The organism is Streptomyces sp. NRRL B-1347, assembly GCF_000720325.1.
GTDB lineage: Bacteria > Actinomycetota > Actinomycetes > Streptomycetales > Streptomycetaceae > Streptomyces.
Map to the genome: position 1 here is coordinate 101800 of NZ_JOJM01000018.1, position 26934 is coordinate 128733.

Annotated in this window: 19 protein-coding genes; all 19 read right to left on the reverse strand. The window is 71.4% G+C overall.

Annotated features, from left to right (window positions below):
* Positions 1-2: 2 nt before the first annotated feature.
* The 19 genes from IG74_RS0117655 to IG74_RS0117745 all read right to left on the reverse strand — a co-directional run bounded on the left by IG74_RS0117655 (position 3) and on the right by IG74_RS0117745 (position 26638).
* Positions 3-1286, reverse strand: a complete 1284-nt coding sequence (locus tag IG74_RS0117655) for a DUF4910 domain-containing protein (RefSeq protein ID WP_037825618.1) — start codon at positions 1284-1286, stop codon at positions 3-5.
* A complete protein-coding gene (locus tag IG74_RS0117660) occupies positions 1274-2299 on the reverse strand; it encodes an NAD-dependent epimerase/dehydratase family protein (RefSeq protein WP_030677436.1) in 1026 nt (341 codons plus the stop codon). Before IG74_RS0117660 ends, IG74_RS0117655 begins: the two co-directional genes overlap by 13 nt.
* A 3-nt stretch (positions 2300-2302) precedes the next feature.
* On the reverse strand, positions 2303-2950 hold the full coding sequence (locus tag IG74_RS0117665; protein ID WP_030677440.1) for a PIG-L deacetylase family protein: 648 nt from the start codon (positions 2948-2950) through the stop codon (positions 2303-2305).
* On the reverse strand, positions 2947-3741 hold the full coding sequence (locus IG74_RS0117670; RefSeq protein ID WP_030677446.1) for a glucose-1-phosphate cytidylyltransferase: 795 nt from the start codon (positions 3739-3741) through the stop codon (positions 2947-2949). The genes IG74_RS0117665 and IG74_RS0117670 overlap by 4 nt, the downstream gene beginning before the upstream one ends.
* Positions 3738-5000, reverse strand: a complete 1263-nt coding sequence (locus IG74_RS0117675; protein ID WP_030677448.1) for a class I SAM-dependent methyltransferase — start codon at positions 4998-5000, stop codon at positions 3738-3740. Before IG74_RS0117675 ends, IG74_RS0117670 begins: the two co-directional genes overlap by 4 nt.
* A gap of 3 nt (positions 5001-5003) precedes the next feature.
* A complete protein-coding gene (locus IG74_RS0117680) occupies positions 5004-6275 on the reverse strand; it encodes a glycosyltransferase family 4 protein (RefSeq protein ID WP_037825641.1) in 1272 nt (423 codons plus the stop codon).
* Positions 6276-6309: 34 nt separating this feature from the next.
* Complete coding sequence (locus IG74_RS0117685; protein ID WP_030677455.1) at positions 6310-7602, reverse strand: membrane protein; 1293 nt, start codon at positions 7600-7602, stop codon at positions 6310-6312.
* Between the two features lies 1 nt (position 7603).
* Entirely contained in the window at positions 7604-9139 is a 1536-nt protein-coding gene (locus tag IG74_RS0117690; protein WP_030677458.1) for a right-handed parallel beta-helix repeat-containing protein, read from the reverse strand.
* A 16-nt stretch (positions 9140-9155) separates the two neighbouring features.
* Positions 9156-11108 carry a heparinase II/III family protein gene (locus IG74_RS0117695; RefSeq protein ID WP_030677460.1) on the reverse strand — a complete coding sequence of 651 codons (1953 nt, stop codon included), beginning with the start codon at positions 11106-11108 and terminating at the stop codon, positions 9156-9158.
* Positions 11105-13276: a bi-domain-containing oxidoreductase gene (locus tag IG74_RS0117700; RefSeq protein WP_030677463.1), complete on the reverse strand. Its 2172-nt coding sequence runs from the start codon at positions 13274-13276 to the stop codon at positions 11105-11107. The genes IG74_RS0117695 and IG74_RS0117700 overlap by 4 nt, the downstream gene beginning before the upstream one ends.
* A gap of 16 nt (positions 13277-13292) precedes the next feature.
* Positions 13293-15227, reverse strand: coding sequence for an asparagine synthase (glutamine-hydrolyzing) (gene asnB, locus IG74_RS0117705; protein WP_030677466.1), 1935 nt, complete (start codon positions 15225-15227; stop codon positions 13293-13295).
* A 3-nt stretch (positions 15228-15230) separates the two neighbouring features.
* Positions 15231-16760 carry a Wzz/FepE/Etk N-terminal domain-containing protein gene (locus tag IG74_RS0117710; RefSeq protein ID WP_030677469.1) on the reverse strand — a complete coding sequence of 510 codons (1530 nt, stop codon included), beginning with the start codon at positions 16758-16760 and terminating at the stop codon, positions 15231-15233.
* Complete coding sequence (locus IG74_RS0117715) at positions 16757-18127, reverse strand: Wzz/FepE/Etk N-terminal domain-containing protein (RefSeq protein ID WP_030677472.1); 1371 nt, start codon at positions 18125-18127, stop codon at positions 16757-16759. Before IG74_RS0117715 ends, IG74_RS0117710 begins: the two co-directional genes overlap by 4 nt.
* On the reverse strand, positions 18124-19389 hold the full coding sequence (locus IG74_RS0117720; protein ID WP_030677475.1) for a glycosyltransferase family 4 protein: 1266 nt from the start codon (positions 19387-19389) through the stop codon (positions 18124-18126). The genes IG74_RS0117715 and IG74_RS0117720 overlap by 4 nt, the downstream gene beginning before the upstream one ends.
* Positions 19379-20695 carry a nucleotide sugar dehydrogenase gene (locus tag IG74_RS0117725; RefSeq protein ID WP_030677478.1) on the reverse strand — a complete coding sequence of 439 codons (1317 nt, stop codon included), beginning with the start codon at positions 20693-20695 and terminating at the stop codon, positions 19379-19381. The genes IG74_RS0117720 and IG74_RS0117725 overlap by 11 nt, the downstream gene beginning before the upstream one ends.
* Before the next feature lie 73 nt (positions 20696-20768).
* Positions 20769-22247 carry a sugar transferase gene (locus tag IG74_RS0117730; protein WP_030677481.1) on the reverse strand — a complete coding sequence of 493 codons (1479 nt, stop codon included), beginning with the start codon at positions 22245-22247 and terminating at the stop codon, positions 20769-20771.
* Positions 22248-23189: 942 nt separating this feature from the next.
* A complete protein-coding gene (locus tag IG74_RS0117735) occupies positions 23190-23540 on the reverse strand; it encodes a hypothetical protein (RefSeq protein ID WP_030677484.1) in 351 nt (116 codons plus the stop codon).
* 88 nt (positions 23541-23628) lie between these two features.
* Complete coding sequence (locus IG74_RS0117740; RefSeq protein ID WP_030677487.1) at positions 23629-24576, reverse strand: hypothetical protein; 948 nt, start codon at positions 24574-24576, stop codon at positions 23629-23631.
* Positions 24577-25015: 439 nt separating this feature from the next.
* Positions 25016-26638, reverse strand: a complete 1623-nt coding sequence (locus IG74_RS0117745) for a class I adenylate-forming enzyme family protein (protein ID WP_063761256.1) — start codon at positions 26636-26638, stop codon at positions 25016-25018.
* Positions 26639-26934: the final 296 nt, after the last annotated feature.

Genomic DNA, 26934 nt, shown 5'->3' on the forward strand with positions numbered 1-26934 from the left:
CGTCACGCCTTGATCAGCCCGGCGCCGTGCAGGGCACGGGCCGCGGCGGCGACCGTGTCGAACGGCAGCCCGGACCGCTCGGCGACGTCGAGCAGACCGTGCTCGCCGTCGGAGAGGCTGAGCACCCAGAGCATGGCCAGCTGCGCCTGCTTGGTGTCGCTGCGGCCGCCGAGCGCGTCGTACAACCCCCGCCTGCCCAGCTGCGGTTCGCCGTACGGGCTGAGGTTGACGTACCGCCGGTTGCGGTCGAGGACGGCGAACGCCTCGCGGCAGACGGCGAGGGTGTCCTCCATCGCCTCCGGGGAGACGAAGTCCGGGTTGTCCGCCGAGGTGTGGTACTCCGGGTAGCCCGCGTACGGGGTGCGGCTGAGCGAGCCCACCCCGAGATCGAACCCGGGCGAGCAGTACTGCCGCTCGTCGTAGCCGTACGGAGTGAACTCCTCTACGCGGTGCGGGCGTTCGGAGGCGGCGAGGACGTGCCGGAGCACCCGGTCGATCTCCGCGTCGCCGCGCCTGCTCTGCTTGTACGTCAGCTGCCCCGAGTCGCCCGCGCAGGCCAGCACGAGGCCGTGCTTGACCCGCTCGATCCGCTCCGCGTTGCGCGCCAGCCAGGTGATCGCCCCGATGGTGCCGGGCGCGTAGATGAACCGGTAGGTGTAGTACGGCGTTTCCCGCGCCAGGGCCCGGGCCAGGAACGTCGCCACCGCGATCCCGGCCAGGTTGTCGTTGGCCAGCGACGGATGGCAGACGTGACAGGAGACGATCACCTCGTCGGCGACCTGCCCGGGCACCACGTGCTCGGCGTAGGTGAGGTAGCCGTCCGCGAGGGTGGAGTCGACGCACACCTCGTAGTCGCCGTCCGGCAGCGCGTCCAGGGTCTCCTGGGCCAGGCAGAACCCCCACTCCGGCTTGTAGTAGCTGGTGCGGTACGGCACCCAGGCCGGGTGGTCCGGCAGCGTGTGCAGGTGTCCGCGCAGCTCGGCGAGGGGCATGGTCGCCGACACCGGCACGCTGTAGCCGAGCACGTGCAGGCTGGACGCGGCGAAGTCGACGACCCGGTTGCCGGAGGCGTCGGCGATGTACGCGTCCCGGATGTTCCACTCCTGCGGCACCGTCCAGTCGAGCACCTGCGTCCCGGTCGGCACCTCGTGCACCTGGAGCGGAACGTACTCGCCGACGATGTCCAGGGTGGCGCGCACACCGTCCCCCGTGATGCTCCGGCACAGCGGGTACAGCCGCTCCACCAGCGCGTGCATCTCCGCGCCGAGCTCGGTCATCGGCGCCACCGCAGGGTGTCGTCGACGGCACCGGCGTCGGACGCCGCGCGCAGCACGGCGAGGCGGGTGAAGCGCCGGTCGAAGTCCTCCCGGGTCAGCCCGTGCTTCCGGTAGGCGTCGGCGAGTTCGAGGGCGCCCCGCTTCACCGTCCACTCGCAGTCGAAGCCGGGGATCGCCGTCCGGAACCGGGAGAAGTCCACCCGGTACGAGCGCGGATCGGCACCGTTCTCCCCGGTGATCCGCACCTTCGCGCCGGACACCGCCTCGGCGACCTGCTCGGCGATCTCGGCGACCGTGACGTTGTTGGTCTCGCTGCCGATGTTGAACGCCCGGTCGTGCACGGCTTCGCGCGGCGCGGTCAGCGCGGCGGTGAAGGCCCGGGCGATGTCGGCGGCGTGCACCAGCGGGCGCCAGGGGGTGCCGTCGGAGAGCACGAGGACCTCGCCGGACAGGAGCGCGTGGCCCACCAGGTTGTTCAGCACGATGTCGGCGCGGAGCCGGGGCGAGTGGCCGAAGGCGGTGGCGTTGCGCATGTACACCGGGGTGAAGTCACCGTCGGCCAGCGCGTGCAGGTCGTCCTCCACCCGCACCTTGGACTCCGCGTACGGCGTCACCGGGCGCAGCGGGGCGTCCTCGGCGACCAGGTCGCCACCGCCCGCGGCGCCGTAGACCGAGCAGGTGGACGCGTACAGGAAGCGCCGCACCCCGGCCTCGCGGGCGAGGCGGGCGAGGCGTACGGACGCGTGGTGGTTGATGTCGTAGGTGAGTTCCGGCGCCAGGGATCCCAGCGGGTCGTTGGAGAGCGCGGCCAGGTGGATCACGGCGTCCACTCCGGCCACGTGCTCGGCCGTGACGTCGCGCAGGTCCACGCGGTGCCCGGACGGGTCCGCGGGCGTCGGGCCGAGGACGCAGTCGGCGAACAGGCCGGCGTCGAGGCCGACGACCTCGTGCCCGGCGGCGCTCAGGACCGGGGCCATCACGGTGCCCAGGTAGCCCTGGTGCCCGGTCAGCAGTACGCGCAAGGTTCAGTCCCCCAGATGGAGCGTGAGTTTGGTGGTCGCGAACGCCTCGGCGTAGCGCGCGTGGCATTCGATGCCGCGGATCCGGGCCAGGCCGAGGAAGGCCTCCCGGTCGTACCAGGGCCGGTGCCGCTGCGAGGGGTAGTGCTCCTGCAGCAGCCGGACCTTCTGTTCGGCGATCTCGGGAGTCAGCGGCTGGTACGCCGCCGGGCGGCCGAGGTCGCCGTCCCACTTGACGATCTCGTAGGCGAGCACGAGGTGGTCGCGGAACGCGGTGGTCATCAGCTGCGCCAGGCCGCGGTGGTCCTGGTGCGCGTCATCGGTGCGCGGGGCGAGGATCAGATCCGGATCGGTCCGCTCGCGCAGCTCCTCGACGGCGGCCTTGGCCTCCTCCCAGTGCGCGGGCAGCCGGCCGTCCGGCAGCTTGAGCACGGTGAGCCGCAGATCGGCGCCCGGGCAGAAGGCGGCGAGCGCGGCCTGCTCCTCCTGCTCCCGCTCGCTGCCGCCGCCGGAGAGCACCAGCGCGTCGACGCGGATGCCGGGGCGCGCCAGGCACATCGTCAGGAGCGTGCCACCGGCGCCGATGGCGATGTCGTCGCAGTGCGCGCCCACCGCGGCGATCCGGTTCAGGGGTCCGGCCCCGAGCCGGATCACGCCCTCGCTCCTGCGGTGTCCCGCTCCCACACGGCCCAGGGCCGGTCGCCCCTGGCGTACGCGTCGTCGAGCGCGGCCCGCTCCTTCACGGTGTCGGTCGGCTTCCAGAAGCCGCGGTGCTGGTGCGCCACCAGGCGGCCCTCCTTGGCCAGTCCGCCGCAGCCGTCGGCGACCAGGTCCCCGTTCTCCGGTATGTGGTCGAAGACCTCCTGGCGGAGCACGAAGTAGCCGCCGTTCTCCCACAGCGGCATGTCGCTCACCGCGGTGATGCCCCCCACCAGGCCGTCCTCGCCCAGGTCCACGCAGTGGAACGAGGACTGCGGCGGCACCACCATCATCGACGCCCCGGCGTCCCGCCGGGCGAAGTTGTCGATCATCTCCGGCAGCGGGGCGTCGGTCAGGACGTCGGCGTAGTTGGCGAGGAACATCTCGTCGCCGTCCAGGTGGTGCCGCACCCGGCGGAGGCGCTCCCCGATCGGCGACTCGATCCCGGTCTGCGCGAACGTGATCGTCCAGTCGGCTATGTCGGTGGACAGGAGCTCGGTGCGCCCGCCCCGCAGGACGAAGTCGTTGGACGTCGTCTCCTCGTAGTTGAGGAAGAAGTCCTTGATGTGGTGCGCCCCGTACCCGAGGCACAGGATGAACTCCGTGTGCCCGAAGTGCGCGTAGTAGCGCATGACGTGCCAGATCAGCGGTCTGGGGCCGACCATCGCCATCGGCTTGGGCACGTCGTCGGAGGCGCCGCTGCGCATCCGCATCCCGTAACCGCCGCAGAACAGGACGACCTTCATGCTGTGACCTCTTTCGCGACGCCGACCTCGACGATGCTCAGTTCCGGGATGGGGAAGACCAGACGGCCGCCCCACTCGTGGACGAACGACAGCTGCTCGACCAGCTCGGCCCGCAGGTTCCACGGGAGGACGAGGACGTAGTCGGGCTTGTCGGCGGCGATCCGCTCCGGCGGCAGGATCGGGATGCGGGTGCCCGGGGTGAACCTGCCGTGCTTGTAGGGGTTGCGGTCGACCGTGTACGCGAGCAGGTCGGGCCGGATGCCGCAGTGGTTGAGCAGGGTGTTGCCCTTGCCCGGGGCGCCGTAGCCGACGACCGTCTCGCCGCGCTCGGCCGCTGTGATCAGGAACTTGAGGAGGTCCCTGCGCACCTTGGCCACGCGGGCGGAGAACTCGGTGTACCCGGAGAGCTCCTGGAGCCCAGCGGCCTTCTCCCGGGCGAGGACGTCGGTCACCCGGCGGCTCGGCTCGCCCGCGACCTCGGCCGGCCGGGCCCACAGCCGGATGGAGCCGCCGTGCGTGGGCAGCAACTCGACGTCCACGAGGGCGAGTCCGCCGCTCGCGAGGGCGCGGATCGCGGACGCGACCGTGTAGTACTGGAAGTGCTCGTGGTAGATCGTGTCGTACTGGTTCTCCTCGATCAGGGTCAGCAGGTGCTGCACCTCGATGGAGACCCAGCCGTCGTCGGCGACCAGGGCGCGCAGGCCCTGGGTGAACCCGACGACATCGGGGATGTGCGCGTACACGTTGTTGGCCACGACCAGGTCCGCGGGACCGTGCTCGGCACGGACGGCCGCACCGGTCTCCGGGCTCAGGAACTCCGTGAGCGTGGGCACGCCCGCCTCCCGCGCCGCGGCACCGACGTTCACCGACGGCTCGATGCCGAGGCAGCGGATCCCGCGCTCCACCACGTGCTTGAGCAGGTACCCGTCATTGCTCGCGACCTCGACCACGAAGGCCTCGGAGCCGTCGGCGCCGAGCCCCACCCGCCGTACGGCGTCGGCGACGAACGCGCGCGCGTGCTCCACCCAGGACGTCGAGAACGAGGAGAAGTACGCGTACTCCTTGAACGTCTCCTCCGGCGTGATCAGCGGCGGGATCTGCGCGAGCCAGCACGCGGTGCAGACCCGCAGGTGCAGCGGGTACGCGGGCTCGGCCGTATCCAGTTGGTCCGCGGCGAGAAAGCTCTCGCACGGCGGGGTCGCCCCCAGGTCGACGACGCTCGCCAGCGCCGCCGAGCCGCAGAGTCGGCATCCTGTCATCTGCTACATCCCCCCATTTCCGCTCGCGCGGGTGCCCCGCCGCGAGCCCGTGTTTCCGTTCCCCACCGGCGGCGTGCTGTCGCCGCCCGACCGCACCGCGATCGCGGTGCGGTACCCCTCCACCAGGCGCTCAAGGCCCACGGTCGGGCTGAAGTTCTGCTCGTAGCGGCGCCGGGCCGCCCGGCCCATCTCCTCGTTGCGTGCCGGATCGGCCGCGATCCGGCGTACGCAGGACGCAAGGGACGCGGGGTCGGCCGGCCGGTGCAGGAGCCCGGTCACCCCGTCCTCGATGAGTTCGACGAAGGCGCCGTGAGCGGCGGCGACGGCCGGCACCCCCGACGCCATCGCCTCCGCCACCACCAGGCCGAACGTCTCCATGGCCATCGAGGGCGCCACCACGGCCACCGAGCGTGCGACGGCCTGCCGGCACTCCATCGGGTCCAGCAGGCCGACGTATCGCACGTCGTCCCGGCCCGCCGCCCAGGCGGTCACCTCCCGCGCCAGCGGACCCGAGCCGGCGAGCACGAGCGGCACGCCCACACCGCCGTCCGCGGCGACCTGGTCCCACGCGCTCATGAGCAGCCGCGTGCCCTTGGCCTCCGCGAGGCGGCCGAGGAACAGCAGGTGCTCGCCCTCGCCCGCGCGGCGGATGCCCGGCTCCGGCACGAAGTTGTGCTTCACCGCGAGGCGCTCCGCCGGCATGCCGGACCGCACCAGGACGTCGCGCTGCGCCCCGGAGATGCAGAAGAACCGCTCCACGCCGGACCACCACCGCCGCCGGTTGACCGCCAGGCTGACCGCGAGCGGCACCGTCGCGAGCCGGGAGTCGCGGTAGCAGCCGTGCCGTACGGCGGGCAGCGACATCTTCGACCCGACGCACTCGGTGCACGCCTTGCCGTCCCGGTGCAGCGTGCCGGGCGGGCACACCTGGGTGTAGTTGTGCAGCGTGGCGACGACGGGCACGCCGACGTCGGCGCAGGCGGCGAGCACCGCGGGCGACAGGAGCGGGAAGACGTTGTGGACGTGCACCACGTCGGGGCGCGCGGCGCGGAGCCGGGCGGCGAGCTCCGAGCGCACCGCCGGGTTCCACGGCACCAGGAGGGGCACCGCGACCTTGCCCGGCAGGGACCGGGCGGCGATGTCGTCGCTGCGCCGCTCGAACAGGTCGACCCGGTGGCCGGCCGAGCGCAGCAGCGCCACCTCTTCGTCGACGACCCTGTTCTCCCCGCTCGGCTGCGCCGAGGAGTAGCGGTTGTGCACCACCAGAACGTGCAGGTCGCGCAGGTCATGTGTGTCGTGCATGGTCAGTTCACCTCCGGGCCCATCGCGGGACACGTCGTCGGGGGACTTCGGCCGCCGGGCCTGCCGCGGCCGTGGCGGGCAGCGCGAGCAGCGAGGCGGCGAGGGCCAGGTGCAGCAGATACGGCGAGGCGTCGCCGAGCCCGGCCTCGGTGTACGACGAGATCGCGCAGTAGCTGATCAGGAAGATCGCGCAGGCCCTCGGCAGGGACGGCGGCCGCAGCAGCGCGACGCCGCCGAGGGTGGCGATCATCGTGGCCACGATGGTGACGCCGATGAGGCCTTGCTCGTGGTAGACGGCCAGCCAGCTGTTGTCGATCGGCAGGCCGCCGAACGACTTGTCGCTCAGGCCCACGCCGAACACCTTCTCCCCGGTCGACCGGGGCGCCGCGAGGAGGGCGTCCCAGACCTTGGCCCGGCCGGTGAGGTTGGACATGTTCTCCTGGCTCTGGCCGCGCAGGTACCAGGACTGGAGCGCGGAGCTGAACGCCACCGCGGCCACCGTGGCGCACACCACCGTCCAGGCGAAGAACCGGCGGGCGGCGGAGCTGGTCAGGACGAGCGAGCCGATCGCGAGCACCAACCCGATGAGCAGCCCGAGCGTGGCCGTGCGGGTGTGGGTCAGCAGGAGCAGGACGAGCGAGGGCACGATGACCACCGCCGCGCTGGTCCTGTCCACCTGGCGGCCGAGCAGGAGCAGCACGGTGAGCCCGATGATGATCGCGGCGTACTGCCCGATCTGCGGCGGGGTGAGCGGCCACAGCGCGCCGACCAGGCGCCCGCCGTAGTACTCGGGCATGGCGGTGCCCGGTGCGACGACCAGACCTGCGGCCACCAGGACGAGCACCGCGAAGTACATCCGGATGTGGTGGCGGACGAACGTCAGACTGCCGTCCCACCAGCGGCTGAGCAGCCACAGCGTGCCGACGAAGAGCGCGAGGCGGGTGCAGCGGAACAGCGCGCCGTAGCCGACCTCCAGGTTGGCGCTGGCGATCACGCTCGGCACGAGGAGGAGGGTGAGCAGGAAGACGAAGGCGCTGGGCCGGATGCGCAGGCGGAGATTGAGCGCGAGCGCCAGCGCGAACGCGGAGACCAGCGCGCCCATGGTGGCCATCTGGATGAGCGAGCGGGGGAGCGGGATGACGGTCTTGGCCCCGGCGGAGCCGAGCGTGTTGAGGGCGAGCAGCGCCCAGACGATCCCGACGGCCTTCGGTGTGCCGACGGGGCGCGCTTCGGCACCGGGCCGCGCGTCCGCCGTGTCCGGACCGCCCGGGAGCGCGCCGCGCATCAGGTCGCCACCCATCTCAACCACCGGCCCGGGCGTCGAAGGTGCTGTCCTCGTCCTGCCGGTACGGCGTGCTCTGCCACTGCCCCGGTTCGAGCTTGCGGCCCGGGTCGCCCGCGACGAAGCTCCACGGCCCGCGGTAGACGTTGTCGTGCCAGCGGTTGTGCTGCTTGAGGGTGATCGCGTCGGCCACCCGCTTGCCCTTGTACGGCGACCACTTCGGGTAGGTGCCGTAGTTGGCGAGGACCGCCATGCGGCCGCACTTCACCTCGCACTTGACGACGGACTCGTCGAGGACGAAGCGGTTGTCGTGGATGTCCACGCGCTGGGTCTTCCACCGGCAGTCGTGGTAGAGCGGCGGGGTGGCGATCCCCGGCCGCGCACAGCGGTCGGTGTCCTTCACCAGCAAGGTGCAGTAGCCGGTCGAGGTGTTGGCCGGGCTGTTGCAGAACCGGTCGGCGTTCTCCCACAGGGTGATCCCGGACCAGTTGTCCCGCAGCAGGTTCCGGTAGATCTCGATCTTGTTCGTGCGGGCCCGGATCCGCGGTTCGCCGCCCGCCTCGGACACGTAGACCGTCGCGTACGGGAAGTCGTCGCCGCGGTCGGCGTTCTTGCGGCCCTCGACCCAGTTGTTCCGCCGGATCGTGTTGTTCCGGATGACCGCGTTGTAGCTGGTCTCGTACATCAGCGCGGCGCCGTCATTGGCCTCGATGACGTTGTTCTCGATGCGGAAGTCGTTGTTGTTGTTGTCCGCCCACAACCCGGCGCCGCGGTTGTCGTGCACCCAGTTGCCGCGGACGTCGGCGCCGTTGACGGCCCAGAACTTGATGCCTCCGGTGCAGCCGCAGCCCGGCTTCCGCCGCTCCCAGTCGTCGGTGTTGTTGCCGACGACCTCGTTGCCCTCGACCACCAGGCCCTTGATGGTGTCGCCGGTCTTGTACGCGTTCATTCCGTACTGCCCGTTGGCGCGCAGGCAGCTGGCGCGCACCCGCTGGCGCGCACCGGCCATAAGCCCGGCACCGGAGTTGTACTGGATCTTCGCGTGCTCGATCACCCAGCCGTCGGCCATGTCGTGGTTGACCACGCCCTCGTTGTTCGGCGCGACGAAACGCTGCACGGTCAGATGGCGGATGGTGACGTCGCGGGCGGTGCCGCTGAACGCGTACTGGTTGGTCTTCCGGCCATCCAGCACCGCCCCCGGCGCGCCGAGGTAGCGGTTCCCCTTCTTGGGCATGACCTGGGCGTAGCGGTCCCGCTCAAGGCGGTGCTTGCCCGGCCGCAGCCAGAACGTGGTGTTCGCAGGGCTGCTCTTGGTCTTCGCGGCCAGATCGCCGACCACCGCGGGGTCGACCGTCACCGCGCCCGCGGGCGCCTTCGTCGGCCCGGCCGCGGGCTTGGCGCACATCCGGGCCACGGACGTGCCGGGCGCCCCGGACGACGGCGTGCTCTTCGCCTCCGCCGGGGAGTCCGACGTGCCCGTACAGCCGGTCGCCGCCAGCAGGACCAGCGCCAGCGGTGCCGCCGGCAGCGCCCGGTGCCGCCACTTGATCCCCACGCGTCCTCCCCCCTTCCTAGTCGTGGAACCTGAGTACGGTGGTGAACTCCTCCATGCCGTCGGCGAATCCGCTGCCGACCAGCGTGGTGGCGGGTTCCTTGCGTCCGAAGCCGGGGGAGTACCAGCCGAGCGGCGGGTCGCTCTCGCCGCGGTGCGCCCGCCAGGACAGCTCCCCGGGCAGGTCGAGCACCGCGGAGCGGTCCTCGCCGTCACGGCTCCAGGTGAGCACCGCCCGGTGCTCCACGAGGTCCGCGGTGACCTCCGGGCCCAGGTGGAACGCGAGGCGCACGGGCCGGTGGTCCCCGGGGCGGACCTCGTCGACCACCCGCAGCTCCCGGGTCGCGGCGATCAGCTCCACCCGGCGGCGGTGCACGGAGGGCTGGTACCCGTCGTGCTCGGCGCACCAGCGGGCCACGCCCTCGTCGGACGGGTCCGCGACCAGGACGCGGCTGCGGGCGTGCCGGGTCCACAGGAACGGGCCGCCGGAGACGGACTGGTCACCGCCGTCCCACTCCAGGGTGTTGTGGCCGAGGGTCGACCGGAAGTACCGCCGCCACTCGGGCTGCCCGTGGTAGCAGTACGTCCCCGGGTCGGCGAGCACGTCGACCCCGTCGTGCCGGACCTCCACGGACAGCGCGTCCGCGTGGGCGTGCGCGGCGATGGACAGGAACCCGTGCGGACCGCCGTCGCAGCGGCACCAGATCTCCCCGGGGCCGCGCAGGATGGTCATGCCCGCGTCGGCGAAGTGGGCCGGTCGGCCCGGCGGGCGGGCCACGGCCCCGTCCTTCGCGTACGGCCGGACGAGCGCGGCGAGGAGCGTGGTGCGCACATCGGTGCCGGTGACGGTCGGCCACCAGCCGAGTCGGCCGAACACGGCGTCCCCGGTGGCGAGGAGCGAGGCCCAGCGGTCGGTGCCCGCGCCGTCCACGACCAGACCGTGGCCGTCGTCCGCGTCTCCCTGGCGCGGCGGCCGCAGCCGGTTGTCGACGACGGCCGCGAGCGCGTCGGTCATCCGCAGCAGCACGAGCCGGAGCGACGCCGGGACCGGCACGTCGGCGGCGTCCGCCTCGGCGAGCGCGGCCAGGCCGAGTTCGAGGACGAGCCCGTGGTACTCGGTGGCCAGCTCGCGGTTGAGGCCGGACGGGAAGGTGTTGCTCCGCAGCTGCTGATCGAGGGACCGCAGTGCGTCGGCGCGCCAGCGCGCCGAGGCGGGGAACCAGCCGAACGCGCAGGCCGCGGCGAACTGCCCGGCCGTCTCTGCGATGACGTGGTTGTTCGCCGACGACCCTCGGCTGGGGAAGGCGGCCAGCCAGCGCTGGTGGTGCCAGATCTGGTTCAGCGCCACCGGGTTGCCCTCGAAGAGACCGGCCACGCCCGGCCAGCCGTCCAGCAGCCGGCGGATCCACACCCAGGACAGGAGCCGGATCCCCAGCTCGATGCCGCTGATCCAGTGCACTCCGCGCAGCGGCGGGTTGGCCTTCCACCACGACCGCAGATGCGCGGCCACCCGCTCGGCGTAGCGGTCGTCCCCGGTGATCGCGTAGGCGGCCGCGAGGACGGTCAGGTACTGATGCCGGGACGGCTCCCAGATCTGCTTGATGTCCCCGACCGCGTCCTCGTTCCGGTACGGCACGTCGAAGGCGTAGCCCCACGGAGCCCGGCGCCCGGTCTTCGGATCGCGCCACCAGTCCGGGTCGGCCAGGTCGTCGCGGACCACCCCGAAGTACTCGGCGTGCCCGGCCAGCAGGCGGTCCGCCTCGGCGATGAGACGCTTCGCGGCGTCCGGCGGCACCGCGGCGATCGTCCCGGCGGGCAGGACCGCGCTGAACAGGGCGTCGGTCACCTCCGGACAGCGCGGCCGCGCCGACCGCCAGCGCCGCCTGCGCACCGCGTCGCCCGCCCGGCCGCCGATCTCCCGCGGCCCCATCCGGGACAGGCGTCGCAGGTACCAGCCGGGGCTCATGCTCATCGCGACCTCGCAAGCGTCACCGGAGCGCCACCGGCCAGCCCCGCCCGCACGGCGAGGGTGGCCGCCGTGGTGGCGACGAGGGACTCCAGCGGCACCGGCATCGGCCCGCCCGTCCGCACGGCCTTGACGAACGCGGCCAGCTCGGCGTTCTGCCCCTTGTCCCGGGCCTTCGGCAGCCGCGAACTGACCCACTTCTCGGGCCCGTGCACCGACGCGCGGACGAAGTCGTCCAGGCGCAGCACCTTGCCGTCCGCGACGAGGTCCAGCGTCTCCTTGGGGAAGCCGGGCGCACCGGTGGTGACGTAGCTGAGGACGGCCGTGGACCCGTCCGGGTAGTGCAGGACGACCTGGAGGTCCTCGTTGCCCGACGGGGCGGTCGCGTACACCGAGACCGGGTCGGCGCCGAGCAGCCAGCTCGCCGTGTCGATGAAGTGCCCGCCCTCACCGGCGAACCGCGAGCCCTCGGTGCCCTGCTGGAGGTACCAGCTGCCGTGCTGGAGGCGGCCCGCGTTGACCAGGTAGCGCAGGCTCGCTGGGCCCGTCCGGACGCCGAACCGCTCCTTGGCCTCCCGGAGCAGCGGCGCGAACCGGCGGTTGAAGCCCACCTGGAGCCGGTCGTTGCCGGACTCCTCGACCGTCGCGAGCACACCGGCGAGCTCGTCCTCGGTGAGGGCCAGGGGCTTCTCCACGAACACCGCCTTGCCCGCGAGGAGCGCCTTGCGGGTCAGTTCGGCGTGCGAGCTGTGACGGGTGACCACGAACACCGCGTCGATGGACTTGTCGCCGAGCACGGCGTCGAGATCGGTGGTCGCATCGGCGAAGCCGAACTTCCGCTGCGCGTTGGCCGCGGACAGCGCCGTCGTGGTGACGACCGCCGACAACTCGACGCCGTCACGCCGGGTCAGATGCGGAAGGAGCATCGACGTCGCGTAGTTCCCCGCGCCGACGAACGCGAGGCGCACCGGCGTCCGGGCAGCGCGGGCAGGGCTCCGCCGTACGGTCACCGAGGGCACGGCCACCGCCGGGGCCTCGGCTTCCACCGTCTGTTCGGGGTACCGGAACAGCACGGCCACGGCTTTCAGCTCGCCGTCCTTCAGGTTCTGGTACGTCGTGACGGCGTCGTCGAAGTCGGCGATGTGGGAGATCAGGGGCTCCACGTCGACGCGGCCCCGGGCGGCGAGATCGAGGAAGCACGCCAGGTTGCGGCGCTCGGTCCAGCGCACGTAGCCGATCGGGTAGTCCCGGCCCGCCAGCTCGTACTCCGGGTCGTAGCGCCCGGGGCCGTAGCTGCGGGAGAACCGGACGTCGAGCTCCTTCTCGTAGTACGCGTTCCACGGCAGGTCCAGGCGGCACTTGCCGATGTCGACGACCCGGCCGCGGTCCCGGCTCAAGTGGGCGGCCAGCTCGACGGGCTGGTTGCTGCCGCCACCGGCGGCCAGGTACACCTGGTCCACGCCGTGACCGTCGGTGAGCTCGGCGACGGCGGCCTCCACGGCCGCGGACGCCGGATCGCCGCAGGCCGCGGCGCCCAGGCGCTCGGCCAGCTCACAGCGCGCCGGGTCCGGGTCGACTCCGACGACACGGACGCCCGACGCGGTGAGGAGCTGCACCACCAGCTGGCCGATGAGGCCGAGTCCGATGACCAGGGCCACTTCGCCGAGCTGCGGCTCGCCCTGGCGGACGCCCTGCAACGCGATCGAACCGACCGTGCCGAAGGCCGCGTGGCGCGGCGCGAGGCCTTCCGGCACCGGGGTGTAGAGGTTCTTCGGCACCCAGTTCAGCTCGGCGTGCAGCGCGTGCTCGTTGCCCGCGCAGGCCACGACGTCGCCGACCTTCACGTCGTCGATCCCGGCGCCGACCTGCTCGACCACCCCGCACAGCGAATAGCCGAGCGGCGTGTAGGAGTCCAGCTTGCCCATGACCTTGCGGTAGGTGGCGGGCACCCCGTTGGTGGCCACGCTCTGCATGACCTTGGCCACCTGGTCGGGGCGCGAGCGGGCCTTGCCGAGCATCGACATGCCGGCCTCGGAGACCTTCATGAGCTCGGTCCCGGTGGAGATCAGCGAGTAGGAGGTCCTGACCAGGACACCGCCCGCCTTGCACCCCGGCACCGGCACGTCGAGCACTGCAAGCTCGCCGCTCTTGTAGTTCTGCACAACCTGTTTCACCGAAGTCCCCTTGTTTCTACGCCGTCAAGCGAGCGTTCTCGCCGGACCCGGAGGTCGCGCCGCGATACCAGTACTCGAGGGTCAGCACATGCCACAGATGCTTGGAGAAGTCCCGCTGTCCGGCCGCGTCCTCGGCGACCATGCGCGCGAGGGCGTCACGGCGCAGGAGCCCGGAGTTGACGAGCACGCCGTCGTGCACCACCTCGCGCACCAGCGGTGCCAGATCCCGGCTCATCCAGGCCCGCAGCGGGGCGCTGAACAGGCCCTTGGGCCGGTACACGATCTCCTTGGGCAGGATCGAGGTGGCCGCCTCCTTGAGGACGGCCTTGCCCTGCCGTCCGACGATCTTGCGGTCGCCGGGGAAGGCGAACGCCGCCCGCACCACCTCGACGTCCACGTACGGCACCCGCACCTCGGTCGACGCGGCCATGCTGGAGCGGTCCGTGTACGTGAGGTTCAGGCCCGGCAGGAACATCCGGGCGTCGCCCAGGCACATGCGGTTGACGAAGTCGTCGAGGTCGTTGTCCTCGTAGACGTCCGCGTGCTCGGTCAGCACGTCGTCGACCGTCCCCGCCAGGTCCGGATCGACCAGGGCGAGCAGCTCGTCCTTGTCGTACATGGTGTAGCTGCGCCGGAACGCCGTCTCCTCCGGCAGGTCGGCGAAGGAGAGGAACCGCTTCGCGAACCGCACCGACCGGTACCCCCGCCGCGCCGAGGCGACCGGAAGGCGGTCCACCGCCCTGTACACCCCGCGCCGCAGGGGCCTCGGGATGCGCTGGTAGCGCAGGGCCAGCACATTGGCGAGGTGCTTGCGGTACCCGGCGAACAGCTCGTCGGCGCCCATCCCGGAGAGCATCACCTTGACCCCGGCCTCCCGGGCGGCCTGGCAGATCAGATACGTGTTGATCGCCGCCGGGTCGCCGATCGGCTCGTCCAGGCTGTACGTCATCTGCGGCAGCAGGTCGAGCACGTTCGGCGCGATCTCGATCTCGTGCAGGTCGACACCGAAGCGCTCGGCCACCTGCCGGGCGTAGCGCAGGTCGTCCGGCATCGCCTCGAACTTGGCGTCCTCGGCGCGGAACCCGATCGTGTAGGCGGAGATCCCCGGCTGGTGACGGGCCGCGAGGGCGGTCAGATAGCTGGAGTCGAGACCGCCGGACAGGAACGTCGCCACGGGCACGTCGGCGAGCAGGTGCTGCCGCGTCGACTCCTCGACGATGGCGGCCAGGTCGGGCTGCTCGCCGCTGCGGGCCCGCTCCCGGCCCTCGGCGGCGACGTCCTTCAGCCGCCAGTACCGGCCGCGCTCCACCCGGCCGTCGGCCCGGCACCTGAGCCAGCTCCCCGGGGGCAGCTTCTCCGCCTCGCGGAACGCGCAGCGCGAGTCCGGCACCCAGTAGTAGAGGAGCGAGGCCACCAGAGCCGCATGGTCCACCTCGAGGGACCCGCCGGTCACGGCGGCCAGCGCCTTGAGCTCGGAGGCGAACACCAGACCTTCGCCGCGCCGGAGCAGGAACAGCGGCTTGATGCCGAGCTGGTCGCGGGCGAGCACCAGCTCACCGGTGCGCTCGTCGAAGATCCCGAACGCGAACATGCCGCGAAGCCGTGGCAGACAGCCCGTGCCCCAGCGCCGCCAGGCCTCGAGGACCACCTCGGTGTCGGAGGTGCCGCGGAAGTTCACCCCGGCGGCCGCCAGCTCGGCGCGCAGCTCGGGCGCGTTGTACAGCTCGCCGTTGTACGTCAGGACCAGGCCGTCGGAGACCATCGGCTGAGCGCCGGTCTCGGACAGGTCGATGATCGCCAGTCGGCGGTGCCCGAGGTGCACCTCACCGTCACCGACGGGGTGGCTGTACCGGCCCGCCCCGTCCGGACCCCGGTGGGCGAGGACGTCGGTGAGCCGGTCGGTCACCGCCTTCCCGTCCGGCCACCGGTACGTGCCTGCGATGCCACACATGATCTACCGCGCCTCCTGGTCGTTGTCCGGGACCCGCGCGGCCGGCACCGAAGGCCGCTCCGTGCGCCGCTGTCCCGTCCCGTTCTGCCGGGCCGGCCGCTCGTACCGGCCGCGCAGCGCGGTGTGCAGCCCGTCCCACAGCGTGCCGTCGGTCCTGTCCCGCGGATCGGGGTCGATCAGCACCACGCCGATCACCGGAATGCGCTGGTCGGCGAGTTGCCGCGCCACGGTGTGCAGCCACGCGGCGCTGCCGTGCCCGGCGCGCACGACGAGCACCGTCTGACCACCGAGGTACTGGAGGTCGGTCCACGCGGTGCCGGGCGCGACCGAGCCGACGCCGAGCCGCCGGGTCTCACGCGGCACGTCCGCGGCACTCTCACCGCTGACCACGTCCGGATCTCCCTGCCCCGTGCGGCAGTTGGCGAGCTGCGGGCCGGGCAGACCGTCGACGACGACCACCGGCCCCTCCGCCGCCAGCGCCCTCGCCACGTTCAGGGCGATCACGCTCGTGCTGTGCGCACAGCCCAGTTCGAGGAGCGACACCGGCTCCGTGGAGCCGCGCACGGCGCGGGCCAGCGTCGTGGTGACCCGTTCGCGTGCCGCCCGGGTCCTGCGGGGCCGCCACAAGCCGACTGACCGGCGGGGTATACGGCGCAGCTCCGCGATGACCGAGGCGCCCAGGTTCGCCGAGATCTCCCGGCGCAGCACGGGGCGGTCCGCCACCACCGTGCCGACCGCGGCCACCGCGAGCCCGAGGACGAGGCCGAGCACGAGCCCGATCCCGGCGTTGGTGACGACGGCCTTGGGCAGGGAGTGCCGCACGGCGCGCGGGGCGTCCACGATCTGCGTGCCCGCGATGAGCTTGGGCGTGCCGACGCGTGCCTCCTCGGCGCGCTGGGCGAAGTCGGCGATCCGCGAGTTGAGCTCGGCCCGGCGGGCGAACAGCGACTCGACGCTCGCCGACGTCTTCGGGTCGCTCTCCGGCGACCGGCCTCCGATCTCCTTGTTGACCTGGGCCAGTTCCTTCCGCATGCGGTCGCGCTGCTCGAGCAGCGCCGTGGACTCGGCCTTCGCGGCCTCGCGCAGCCGCCGCACGTGGTCCGCGACGAAGGCGTCGGCCAGCGCCCTGGCCCGGGCCACCGCCGCCGCTTCGCTGTCGGCCGACACGTCGATCTGCAGCAGGTTGTTGGTCAGGCCGGTACCCCGGTAGTCCTGCATGAAGTCCTCCGGCTTCTGCGGGGACTTGAGGGACTGGAGGGCCTTGGCGGCGATCCGCGTGGTGCCGAGGAGTTCGACGTCGGTGCGGATGAGCGTTCCGGTGTCGTTGGGCTGGTCCTCCTGATGCGCGACCAGGACCTTGGTCACCGCGGCCGGGGGCGGCGGCCGCAGGACCGCCACCGCCGCGCCGGCCAGCAGCCCGATGAGCGCCAGGGAGCACCAGAGGCGACGGCGTCTGCGTACCGCCACCACCAGCGCCTGCAGGTCGAGGAGCGGGGTGGTCGTCGACGACTCCGAGGTCGTGCTTGTCGTCACACTGAATCTCCCGTCGCGTTGCCGCGGACCGCGAGCGCCAGGGTGGTGTTCTCCGGAGGCCGGCCGGCGGACCGCGTCGGACGGGCCCGGACCGTGTCGGCGACGACGATGCCGACGACCTCGTGTCCCGCGTCCGCGCAGGCCCCGGCGATGCCGGTGAGTTCCCCCGCGGTCCAGCTGCCCGCGCTGAGCACGACCAGGGCACCGGACTCGGTGTCGCGGTCCGGCACCATGGGCCGGGACACCGACACCTCCACCACGCGCAGCTGCGGATCGCTCTTGGCCTCGGCGGCGAGCTGCCCCGCGGCCCGGCGGGCGATCTCGTCGCCTTCCGGTACGACCACCAGGAGGCGCCGCGGTGCCGGGAGGTTCTCCCGGAGGCGAGCGCACACCCGCCGGTTGCGGATCCGTCTGCTGGCCTCGTCGCCGGACGTCCGGGGGGCCGGTAGGTCCCACCGGGTGTCGACGCCGAGGAGCCAGCGGAACCACGCGCGCGCGTCACGGCCCTGCGGCCGGTGCGCGGACCGTTCTCCCGGTACGTCGACCGTGCCGAGCAGCGCCGAGCCGAGGGCCGCGGCGATCTCCGGTTCGGCGCGCAGCCGGCGGTTCATCCGCGCGGCGGCGAGATGGCCGATGACCGCGCACAGCAGGAACAACAGCGCCCCGCCGACGACGAGGTGCGTCCGCGTCGGCGGCGCCTCGCCGGTCGGCCGGGCCGCGGGGCCCATGACGACCATGTTGGCCTTGCTGGTCGCCGGGTCGGCCTCTTCCAGCTTCTTCATGGCGTCCTGCAGCGCGGTGCGCAGCTTCTCGAGTTCGGTGCGGGCCTGCACGCTCTCCACGGTCTGCCCGGGGTCGGCCGCCTTGGCCAGGTCGGTGATGCGTCGGTTGGTCTCTGCCACTTTCTTCCGTAGTGCTTCGGGCCCCGTTGCCGCGTCGGGGTCGGTGTCGTCGCCTGTGAGCCGCGCGGCGAATGTGACGAACTGATGAGCCATTTGATCGGAGAGCCGCTGCGCCCGCTCCGGGGTTTCGGCCGTTCCCGAGATCTTGATGATGTTCCCGTCGGCGGCCTTGGCGGTCACCTGGTCCCGCAGGTCGCCGCCGCTGACGCCCGCCCAGTCGAGGGCGGCGGCCGTGCGGTCGACCACCCCCGAACTGGTCGCGATCTCCGCCTGGGTCAGCAGCTCGCGCTCCTCCCACTGCCCCGGCAGCAGGACCGATGCCGACGCCGTGTAGCGCGGCGGGAACAGCACCACCGAGACGCCGTAGCCGACGAGCGCGCCCACCACGGCGAGGATGGCCAGGAGCCGCCAACGCCGACGGAGAATCCGCCCGATCGTGACCAGGCGTATCGTGTCCTCGCTCAAGGGTGCTGCCTTGTTCCTTCCCGGTTCTTTTCGCCCGCCGGTGCCGGGGCGCGGCCCCGGCAGGCGGCGGCGTAAGCGGCGAGCAGCGATGCTTGTGAGTTCTGCCAGGAGAGCGGCCCGCTGATCCGCTCCTGGCCGATCTTGCCCATCCGGGCCCGCTGGTCCGGATCGTCGAGGAGCGTCGCGATGAGCCCGGCGAATTCGGCCTCGTCGTCGGCGGCCGCGTAGACGGCGGCGTCACCGGCGGAGACGCGTGCCTCCCGGAGGTCGAACGAGACGATCGGTCGGCCCATCGCCATGTACTCCAGGACCTTGTTCATGGTCGACACGTCGTTGAGCGGATTGCGCGGGTCGGGGGAGAGGCACACGTCCGCGGTGGACAGGTAGCGCACCAGGTCGGCGTCCGGAACGCGCCCGGTGAACTGGACCTGGTCCGAGAGTCCGAGCCGCTGGGACAGCTCCACCATCGCGTCGAAGGCGTCGCCGGAGCCGACGAACACCGCGTGCCAGTCGGTCCGCCCGAGCTCGTCGCGCAGCTTCGCCAGGGCCCGCAAGGCGTAGTCGACGCCGTCCTGCGGTCCCATCACGCCGAGGTAGCACAGCAGATGGGGCTTGCCGCGCTTCAACTCCGGCTCGGCCGGGACCGGTTGGAACCGGTCGACCTGGGGCGCGCTGCGCACCACGAAGACGTCCTCCGGTCTCTTGCCGCCACGGCTCACGGCGACGTCCCGGTAGCTCTCGTTCGTGGCGATCACGATGTCCGCGGCCCGGTAGGTCAGCCGTTCGATGGCGCACACGGCGCGGTAGAGCAGGTCCTTGCCGCGGTCGAACCGGGACAGGTACAGCTCGGGCACCAGGTCGTGCTGGTCGAAGACGAACCGCGCGCCGCGCCGCGTCAGCCACCGCGCCGGCAGGAACAGCAGGTCCGGCGGGTTGCAGGCGTGGACCACGTGGACCGGGCCGACCTTGCGGGCGAGGCGGGCCGTGTGCCACAGCGCCGTACCGTACTCCCGCAGATAGCCGGCCGGGCCTCCGGTGGCCGCGCGCAACGGGTAGCGGTGGATCCGCACCCCGTCGATCACGGCCTCCGGCTCCGTGTCCCGCTTCTCCCCTTGCGGGCAGATGACGTGCACCGTCCAGCCCGCGTCGCGCAGGGTCGTGCACTCCTGCCACACCCGCCGGTCGAACGGCACCGACAGGTTCTCCACCAGTATCAGCGCGCGCCGGTTCGGCGCGTCGCCACTGGTCGCGTTACCAAGCAAGTCCCATGTACCCCGGTTCGGTCCGGCGCGCTGCGGCGTCGGGAAGGTGGATGAGGTCGACGATCACCGGTCCGTCGCCGTGCGGCAGCGCCGTGAGGACGTCCGGGTCCCTGGTCCCGACCAGGCACACATCGGCGTGTGCGAGCACCTCGTCGACGGAGTCCGCGAGGAGCTGCGCGAGGTGCGGAAGGCGGGTCTCGATGTACTCGCGGTTCGCGCCGAGCAGCCGGGAGAGGTTCACGTTGGGGTCGTAGATGCGCAGGTCGTACCCCTTGCCGAAGAGTCTCTCCGCCAGCTCGACGAGCGGGCTCTCGCGGAGGTCGTCGGTGCCCGGCTTGAAGGACAGGCCGAACATTCCCACCCGCCGCTTGCCGGTGCGCTCGACCAGGTCCACCGCCCGCTGGAGGTGGTCGGAGTTCGAGGGCAGCACGTGGGAGAGGATGGGCACCGAGACGTCGGCCCGCTGCGCCGCGTGCACCAGGCTGCGCAGGTCCTTGGGCAGGCAGGAGCCGCCGAAGGCGAAGCCGGGCCGCAGGTAGGCGGAGCTGATGTTCAGCTTGCGGTCGGCCAGGAACACGTCGATGACCTGGTGCGAGTCGACGCCGAGGGCCTGGCACACCGCGCCCAGCTCGTTCGCGAAGCCGATCTTGAGGCCGTGGAACGCGTTGTCCGCGTACTTGATCGCCTCGGCCGTCGGGACCGGCACCCGGAACACCTCGCCGGGCAGTCCTTCGTACAGCGCCGCCACCGCGTCGCCGCTCGCCGGGTCGAGCTCGCCGATGACGGTCTTGGGCGGGTCGAAGAAGTCCCGCACGCTGGTGCCCTCGCGCAGGAACTCCGGGTTGACCGCCACCCCGAAGTCCACCCCGGCGGTGCCGCCGACGAACTTCTCCAGGATCGGCACGAGCAGGTTCAGACAGGTGCCCGGGAGCATGGTGCTGCGGAACACGACGGTCTGCCGCCCGCCCCGCTCGGCGAGCGCGGCGCCGATCTGCTCGGTGACCCGCTCCAAGTACGTGGTGCACAGGCTGCCGTTGGGCTCCGACGGCGTGCCCACGCAGACGAGCGACACGTCGCTGCCCATGATCGCCTCGCGGACGTCACGGGTGGCGCGTAACGTTCCGGTGCGTACGACCCCGGCAATGAGCTCACCGATCCGTTCCTCGACCACCGGGGCCTTGCCGTCGTTGACCAGGTCGACCTTCACCTGGTTCACGTCCACGCCGATGACCTCGTGGCCCATGCTGGCCAGGCACGCGGCTGATACGCAGCCCACGTAGCCGAGCCCGAAAACGCTGACTCTCATGACCTGTCTCTCCCCCCAAGCAGGCCCTCGTGGCCTGCGGCCCGTGCGTTGTCCGGACGACGACCCCCGCGCATCAGTAGGCCCCCTGCCCGTAGAGCACCGCACGCAGCGTCTTCCACAAGATCACTGTGTCCAGGGCGAGCGACCAGTCCTCCACGTACCGCAGGTCGAGGCGGACCGCCTCTTCCCACGGCAGGTCGCTGCGCCCGCTGATCTGCCACAGGCCGGTGAGCCCGGGCTTGACGAGCAGCCGTCGCCGGATGTCCGGTCCGTACGCCGCGGACTCCTCCGGCAGCGGCGGCCGCGGACCGACGAGCGACATCGATCCCGTGAGCACGTTGAACAACTGCGGCAGTTCGTCGATCGAGTACCGGCGGAGGACCGCGCCCACCCGGGTGACCCGAGGGTCCCGGCGGACCTTGAACAGCAGCCCCGCGCCCTCGTTGAGCTCGGCCAGCTCGGCGCGTGCTCGGTGCGCCCCGACGACCATGGTGCGGAACTTGAAGATGGTGAACTCGCGGCCGTCCTTGCCGACCCTGCGCTGACGGTAGACCACTCCGCCCCGGCTGTCCGCCAGTACGAGCAGTCCGACGAGCACCATCAGCGGCGCGAACAGGAGCAGCAGGACCGCCGCGCCCATCCGGTCGACGACCGCTTTGACCACCCGGCGGCCGCCGGTGAAGGTCGGCATGCTGACCCGCAGGAGCGGGATCCCGAGCACCGCGTCGACGTGCAGCCGCGGTCCTGCCACCTCCATCAGGACGGGTGCCACGACCATCTCGGCATCGCTGCCTTCGAGGTTCCAGGCGAGGCGCTGCAGCCGGTCCGGTGACCAGTGCGGGTCCGGTGTGACCGCGACGACACGGTAGCCGCCGCGGCGGACGTGGCCCGCGACGTCCGTCAGCTGGCCGACGACCGGCACTCCGTCCAGGTGGTCGACGTAGAGCCCGAGACCGTCCGTCGTGCACACCGCGTCCACGCGCCAGCCGAGGTGCGGGAACTTGCGGGTCCGGGCGATCAGGTCGTGCACCGTGGCCGGGCTCCCGGCGGCGAGCACCGGTCTCAGGCACCGCCCTTCCTTGCGCTGCTTGTGCAGCCAGAGGCGGAGCAGATACCGCTCGGTCATGGTGACGAGCGCGATCGCGGGGATCGCGACGAAGATCCAGAGTTTGATGTTGCGTGAGGTGAGGGCGATCCCGCCGAGGGCCAGGATGACGGCCGCCGTGAACAGTGAACGCCCGAGCCGGCGGAATTCCTCAGCGCCCTGGCCGAGTACGGCCGGAGCCCACGCCCGGCTCACCGCGAGCGATCCGAGCACGAGCAGCTCGGTGCCGAAGGCGAGAATGCTCCACTTCTCGTGCCAATTGGCCGCGTCCCGGACTCCGAAGAAGCCGCCGATCGCCGCCACCACCAAGGCGGTGGCCACGGTATCGCTGATGATCACGGTACGTCGGTACCGCTGCTCCCAGTCGATCGTGGGTTGGCTGATTGCCCCGTTCGTCAGACGCCCGCGCGCCGACGGAAACGGGCTGGCTAATTCCCCCTGCTGCACAGAACCCCCCCAGGTCGCCAGTGGTTCGACGTGTTCGTCGGACACTGTTTCTTCACATGGGAGGACCCAGCCCCCCCACGCCGCGCTGTTCCCTCCCCTCGGGGGACCCCCGCCCCCCGCACATGACCTGTTCCGGCCATCTTCAGCGCTAACTGAACAACCCACCCTGGCGGCAGCGAACTCGCATGTCCTGCCAGACCCTCGAGGTGTGCGGGAAACCCGTCGAAACCCCGGATGCTCCCCGCACCCGGGGCCCTCTCGGGCCCCAGATTCGATCACCCCCACGTCGGGCGCCGAGGACCCGCCTGCCGGCTGTCCACGGCGCCAAACCTAAAGATCATTAATGGTTGCCTCGTGTCCGAAGAGCTGAAGCACGGTCAATTTAGACCATCGAGGCCAGTGTGTAGAGGGGCTGTGTGCAATTTGTGCTCAAGCTTTGGGACGGGCTCCACCGAACGGTAACCACCCGCAGCCGCCGCGCCGATGAGGACGCCCCGTGTGACCTGTGGTGATGAGAGTTCTCTGGGCTGGCGACACCGGCCCATCCGAGACGTCTCTGCGGGGCCAACTCAGCCGTGCTCAAGCCCTGCTGACGCCCCCTCGGCCAGCCCTTCGACCTAGACCACACCCGGGGTGCTCACGCAGGAGCGCCCTTCGCGGTCGACCGTGCCGTGTCGGCGACCCGCCTCGGGCGGGCGGCGCGGCCTCTGCGCACTGATGTTCGGCGAGCCGCAACAGGCCGTCTGCGGCGCCCAGTTCGTCAGCTACCCCCCTTGTGCGTACGTGACGACACCCTCATGCGGGTGCCCGGGATAGACGAGGCGCTCGACCGGCTCGACGAGGCGCATGGCTTGATCATGACGGTCGTGACTGCCGTCCTCGGCCGGGGCGGATTCCGGGGGTGCGACGGTCAACGGGCACGCCGGTCAACGGGCGCGCCGCTCAACCCCTCAACTCCCGGCGCAGCACCGCCATCTCGGTCGGATCCAGGCTGGCGGCGGCGAGTTCGGCAAGCGAGCGTTCCACCGCGCGTCCCTCGTCCTGGAGGACCCGCTCCGCGCCGTCGCGGTCGCGGACGACGACCATTCCGCCGGACACCACGATCTCCATGATGGTGGCCGCCGGGCCATTGGTGATGCGTAATCCGCGGTAACCGAGTCCTTGATGCGGGGCGGCTCCGGAAGGTGCCGGAGACAGGGCGGCGATTCGGCACATCAGGTCTTCCTCGGCTTCAGGGGCGAGGGAGAACACCGGATTGCGCCGTCCGCTGTAGAGATCGATCTCGACGTCCATATCGGTCATTCCCTATGGGCGCTGCCGCGGCCTTCTGGGCCCCGGCAGGGGAAAGCGCCCTCCCGGCTCAGGGAGGGCGCTGGGCCCGCTACCGTATCCGCTGCCGCTGCGAGTTGCACCCGTAGAAGTAACCGCAGAAGACCGTGTACGGACCACGGTTGGCGGTCTCGGGATTGTAGATGACGTTTCCGCTGTTGTCCGTGTTGCGGGCGGCCGTGCCGCCGGGCTTGTGGCCCCAGAACCCCTCGTTCTGCTTGCGGAACCAGTGGAAGTCGATGAAGCCGGGGCCGGGGGCGATGACCAGCGCCACCAAATAGCGCGGCTTCTCGGAGTCGGGGAAGCAGTCGAACCTGTGGTGCATGCCGTCGCACAGCGAAGCACGCGTCACTTCGGCACAGGTGATGGCCTTGTACATGTTGCCGCAGCCACGGCCGGGCTGGGCGAACGTATTCGTCCGCCAGTTGCTCGCGTAGTTGTAGCAGTTGTTGTTCAGGCGGACGGTCGCGTCGTTGTTCCAGAATCCCGGGTTGAATGCCCCGAGTTCGATGGTGCAGGCGGCTTTGGTGGAGACCTCTCCCGATCCCTCCGCCGACCCCTGTTCGGCTTCCGGTGCCGCTTCCGCCGGAGTGGTCTGGTCGGTGACGGTGACCCGGGCGGGAGCCGCCAGCTGCGGAATCAGGTATTCGCGCAGCGAGGCGTCCATCGGCTCGGCGGCTTCGCCGGAGGCGGCGGGCTCCCCGCGCTCCATCAGCGTGACGAGCCGCTCGCCGAGCTCGGCCGCGCGGCCACCGCGTGCCTGGGCGCCGACCGGGAGGTACAGCCTCGGCTCGGTGCCGAAGTCGCTGCCGAGCTCGTCGTTCAGCGGTTCGAGCCAGAATCCCCGGACGCCGAGTCCGCCCTCGGCGGGCGCCTCACCGAGGAACAGGCTGCGATTCCTTTCCACCTCGCGCAGCAGTGCCCGTACTTCGTTCTCGTCGGTGATGTCGGATACCGGATCGGGGCGGCCGGAGAAGATATCGGCCGTGATGCGAAGCATATATGTTCGACCCCCTTGTTTCGCGGCAGCGGATTGCCGAGAAACTCCCCTGTCCCGGCCGACTGTCCCCGGGGCGCCGAGGCTCTGGGGAAATTCTGATCACTCCGCTGCGCCGGTTGCAGTGACAAGAGATATACGCCGCATCACATCGAGCGTCAATAGCGGGAAAGGCCTCTGGAATTGATCGACCAGCAGCTACGGCACTTGCAGCGGATCAGTACGTCAAAGTCGCTATCGCGGTTGGATATCCGGAAGCGGCGCATTCCCTACCGGTCCGGCGCACGCGGATGTCACCGGGGCAGTCATCCGGTGCTGCCGGGGCCCGGCACGCCCGCGATGCGGTCGTCCCGGAGGCGGGCCGCGGACCCGGACGGGCCGGGGGAGGGCTCGTCCGGGCGGACGACGCGGTCGCGGCCGGCCTTGTCGAAGGCCGGGAGGATCAGCCCTCGACGGTGGTGAGCGGCGCGTCCTGGGCGCTGTCGACCCATGCGGCGCGGAGCGCCTTCTTGTCCACCTTGCCGACCTTGGTGGTGGGCAGTTGTGCGAGCAGCACGGTCTTCCGGGGCGTGTACAGCTCTCCCAGCTCGGCGGTCACGGCCGCGCTGACCGCGTCCGGGTCGACGTCGGTGCCCTCGGCCGTGGCGAGGAAGATCTGCACGGCCTCCCCGTACTCCTCGTCCGGTACGCCCAGCGCCGCCGCGTTGCGCACGCCGGGCAGCGTCAGCAGGAAGTCCTCAAGGACCCGGGAGTACACGTTGTCGCTGGTGCTGCCGGTGACGATGATGTCCTTGGCCCGGTCGACGAGATACAGATAGCCCTCGGCGTCGAGATAGCCCACGTCCCCGGTGCGCAGCCAGCCGTCCTGCACCGCTTCGGCGGTGCGCTGCGGGTCCTCGTAGTAGCCGAGCATCACCGTCTCGCCCCGGACGCACACCTCGCCGACCTGCCCGACGGGCAGTGCGGTGCCGCCGTCCTCACTCCGGATCTCGATCTCAGTATCGGATATCGCGCGACCGCAGCTGCGCCAGAGCTCGGGACGGCGGGCCGCCTCCGACGCGAGGTCCTCCGCGCCGAACGCGGCGATGCCGAGCGCCTCCGACTGCCCGTAGCCCTGGCTGAGCACCGGTCCGAAGACCTCGACCGCCTGCTGCAGCCTGCTGGGCGACGAGGCCGCGCCGCCGACGACGATCCGCCGCAACGCAGGCAGCACGCCCGGCACCGACTCCGGGTGGTCGAGCAGCGCGTACAGCATCGGCGGTACGAACATGGTGGCGGTGATCCGCTCCTCGCGCAGCACCTGAAGGGCCGCGCCCGCTTCGAACTCGGGCAGCACGACGAGCGCGGACCCCGTCACCAGCGCCTGGAGCGAGGTGAGGTGGCCACTGCCGTGCGTGAGCAGCGTGGAGACGAGCACCCGGTCCGTGCTCGGGTCCATGGTGGGGAAGAACCCGGGGCGGGAATCCTGCGGATCGTCCTCCGCCGATTCGACCAGGACGTCGTAGAGCCGGTGGTTGTGCGCGGCGAGCTTGGGGCGGCCCAGGGTGCCACCGGTGTAGAGAACGGTGACGGCTTCGTCCGCTGCCGGGGCGGGCACGCCGCCGGGGCGTTCCGCCGGGCACTCGGCCGCCAGGGCGAGCAGGTCAGGGCACCGCTGGTCGCAGGGGCCGACGCTGAGCAGCGCGGGGGCGTGGACGCTGCGGCCGGCCGCGTCGGCGGCCCGCTGCGCGAAGAGCGGGTCGGTGACCACGACGCGGGCCCGGGACTGCTCGACCAGGGCGGCGAGTTCACCGGGCCCCGGCTCGGGAGGCAGGAAGACGACGCGGCAGCCGATGAGGTGGACCGCGATCTGCACCAGGACGGAGTCCACACGGTTGGCCAGGAACAGCCCCACCGCGTCGCCGGGCACGAGCCCCTGACCGCGCAGCGCGTGCCCCAGCCTGAACAGCTGCTGGCGGGCCTCCTTCCGGGTCAGTCGCCGCGCGCCCTGGACGAGGGCCTCGGCCTCTTCGTCCTTGTGCCAGTGCTCCAGGACGCGGTCGACGTATGTGCGTGGGACGGACATTTGCTGTTCGTTAACGATCATGGACACATGCAAACATGCCGCTCGGGAGTCGTGGACTCGCAGGGGGTAACTTCGGCCATCGGCAGGGGGAGTAGCATGCCCTCCGATCTGGGACGGTTCGTTGCTTTTGTGCCAGGGGGGCGCACGGCGTCACGTCGTCGGTGCGGCGAGTCCCCCTGCTGGCCCGTCGACCCACCCGTGCGGCACCCGTCCTCGGCATCCGGGAAACGCCCAACATCATTTACCGGCACGGTGATCGAAAAGCCGGATCGCCGATGGGATCAAGAAATGACCTC

Excerpts from the sequence above, each read along its gene's own strand:
- IG74_RS0117675 (WP_030677448.1), bottom strand. The coding sequence starts at position 5,000 with ATGACAGGATGCCGACTCTGCGGCTCGGCGGCGCTGGCGAGCGTCGTC.
- IG74_RS0117670 (WP_030677446.1), bottom strand. The coding sequence starts at position 3,741 with ATGAAGGTCGTCCTGTTCTGCGGCGGTTACGGGATGCGGATGCGCAGC.
- IG74_RS0117740 (WP_030677487.1), bottom strand. The coding sequence starts at position 24,576 with ATGCTTCGCATCACGGCCGATATCTTCTCCGGCCGCCCCGATCCGGTA.
- IG74_RS0117735 (WP_030677484.1), bottom strand. The coding sequence starts at position 23,540 with ATGGACGTCGAGATCGATCTCTACAGCGGACGGCGCAATCCGGTGTTC.
- IG74_RS0117745 (WP_063761256.1), bottom strand. The coding sequence starts at position 26,638 with ATGTCCGTCCCACGCACATACGTCGACCGCGTCCTGGAGCACTGGCAC.
- IG74_RS0117685 (WP_030677455.1), bottom strand. The coding sequence starts at position 7,602 with ATGGGTGGCGACCTGATGCGCGGCGCGCTCCCGGGCGGTCCGGACACG.
- IG74_RS0117695 (WP_030677460.1), bottom strand. The coding sequence starts at position 11,108 with ATGAGCATGAGCCCCGGCTGGTACCTGCGACGCCTGTCCCGGATGGGG.
- asnB (WP_030677466.1), bottom strand. The coding sequence starts at position 15,227 with ATGTGTGGCATCGCAGGCACGTACCGGTGGCCGGACGGGAAGGCGGTG.
- IG74_RS0117725 (WP_030677478.1), bottom strand. The coding sequence starts at position 20,695 with ATGAGAGTCAGCGTTTTCGGGCTCGGCTACGTGGGCTGCGTATCAGCC.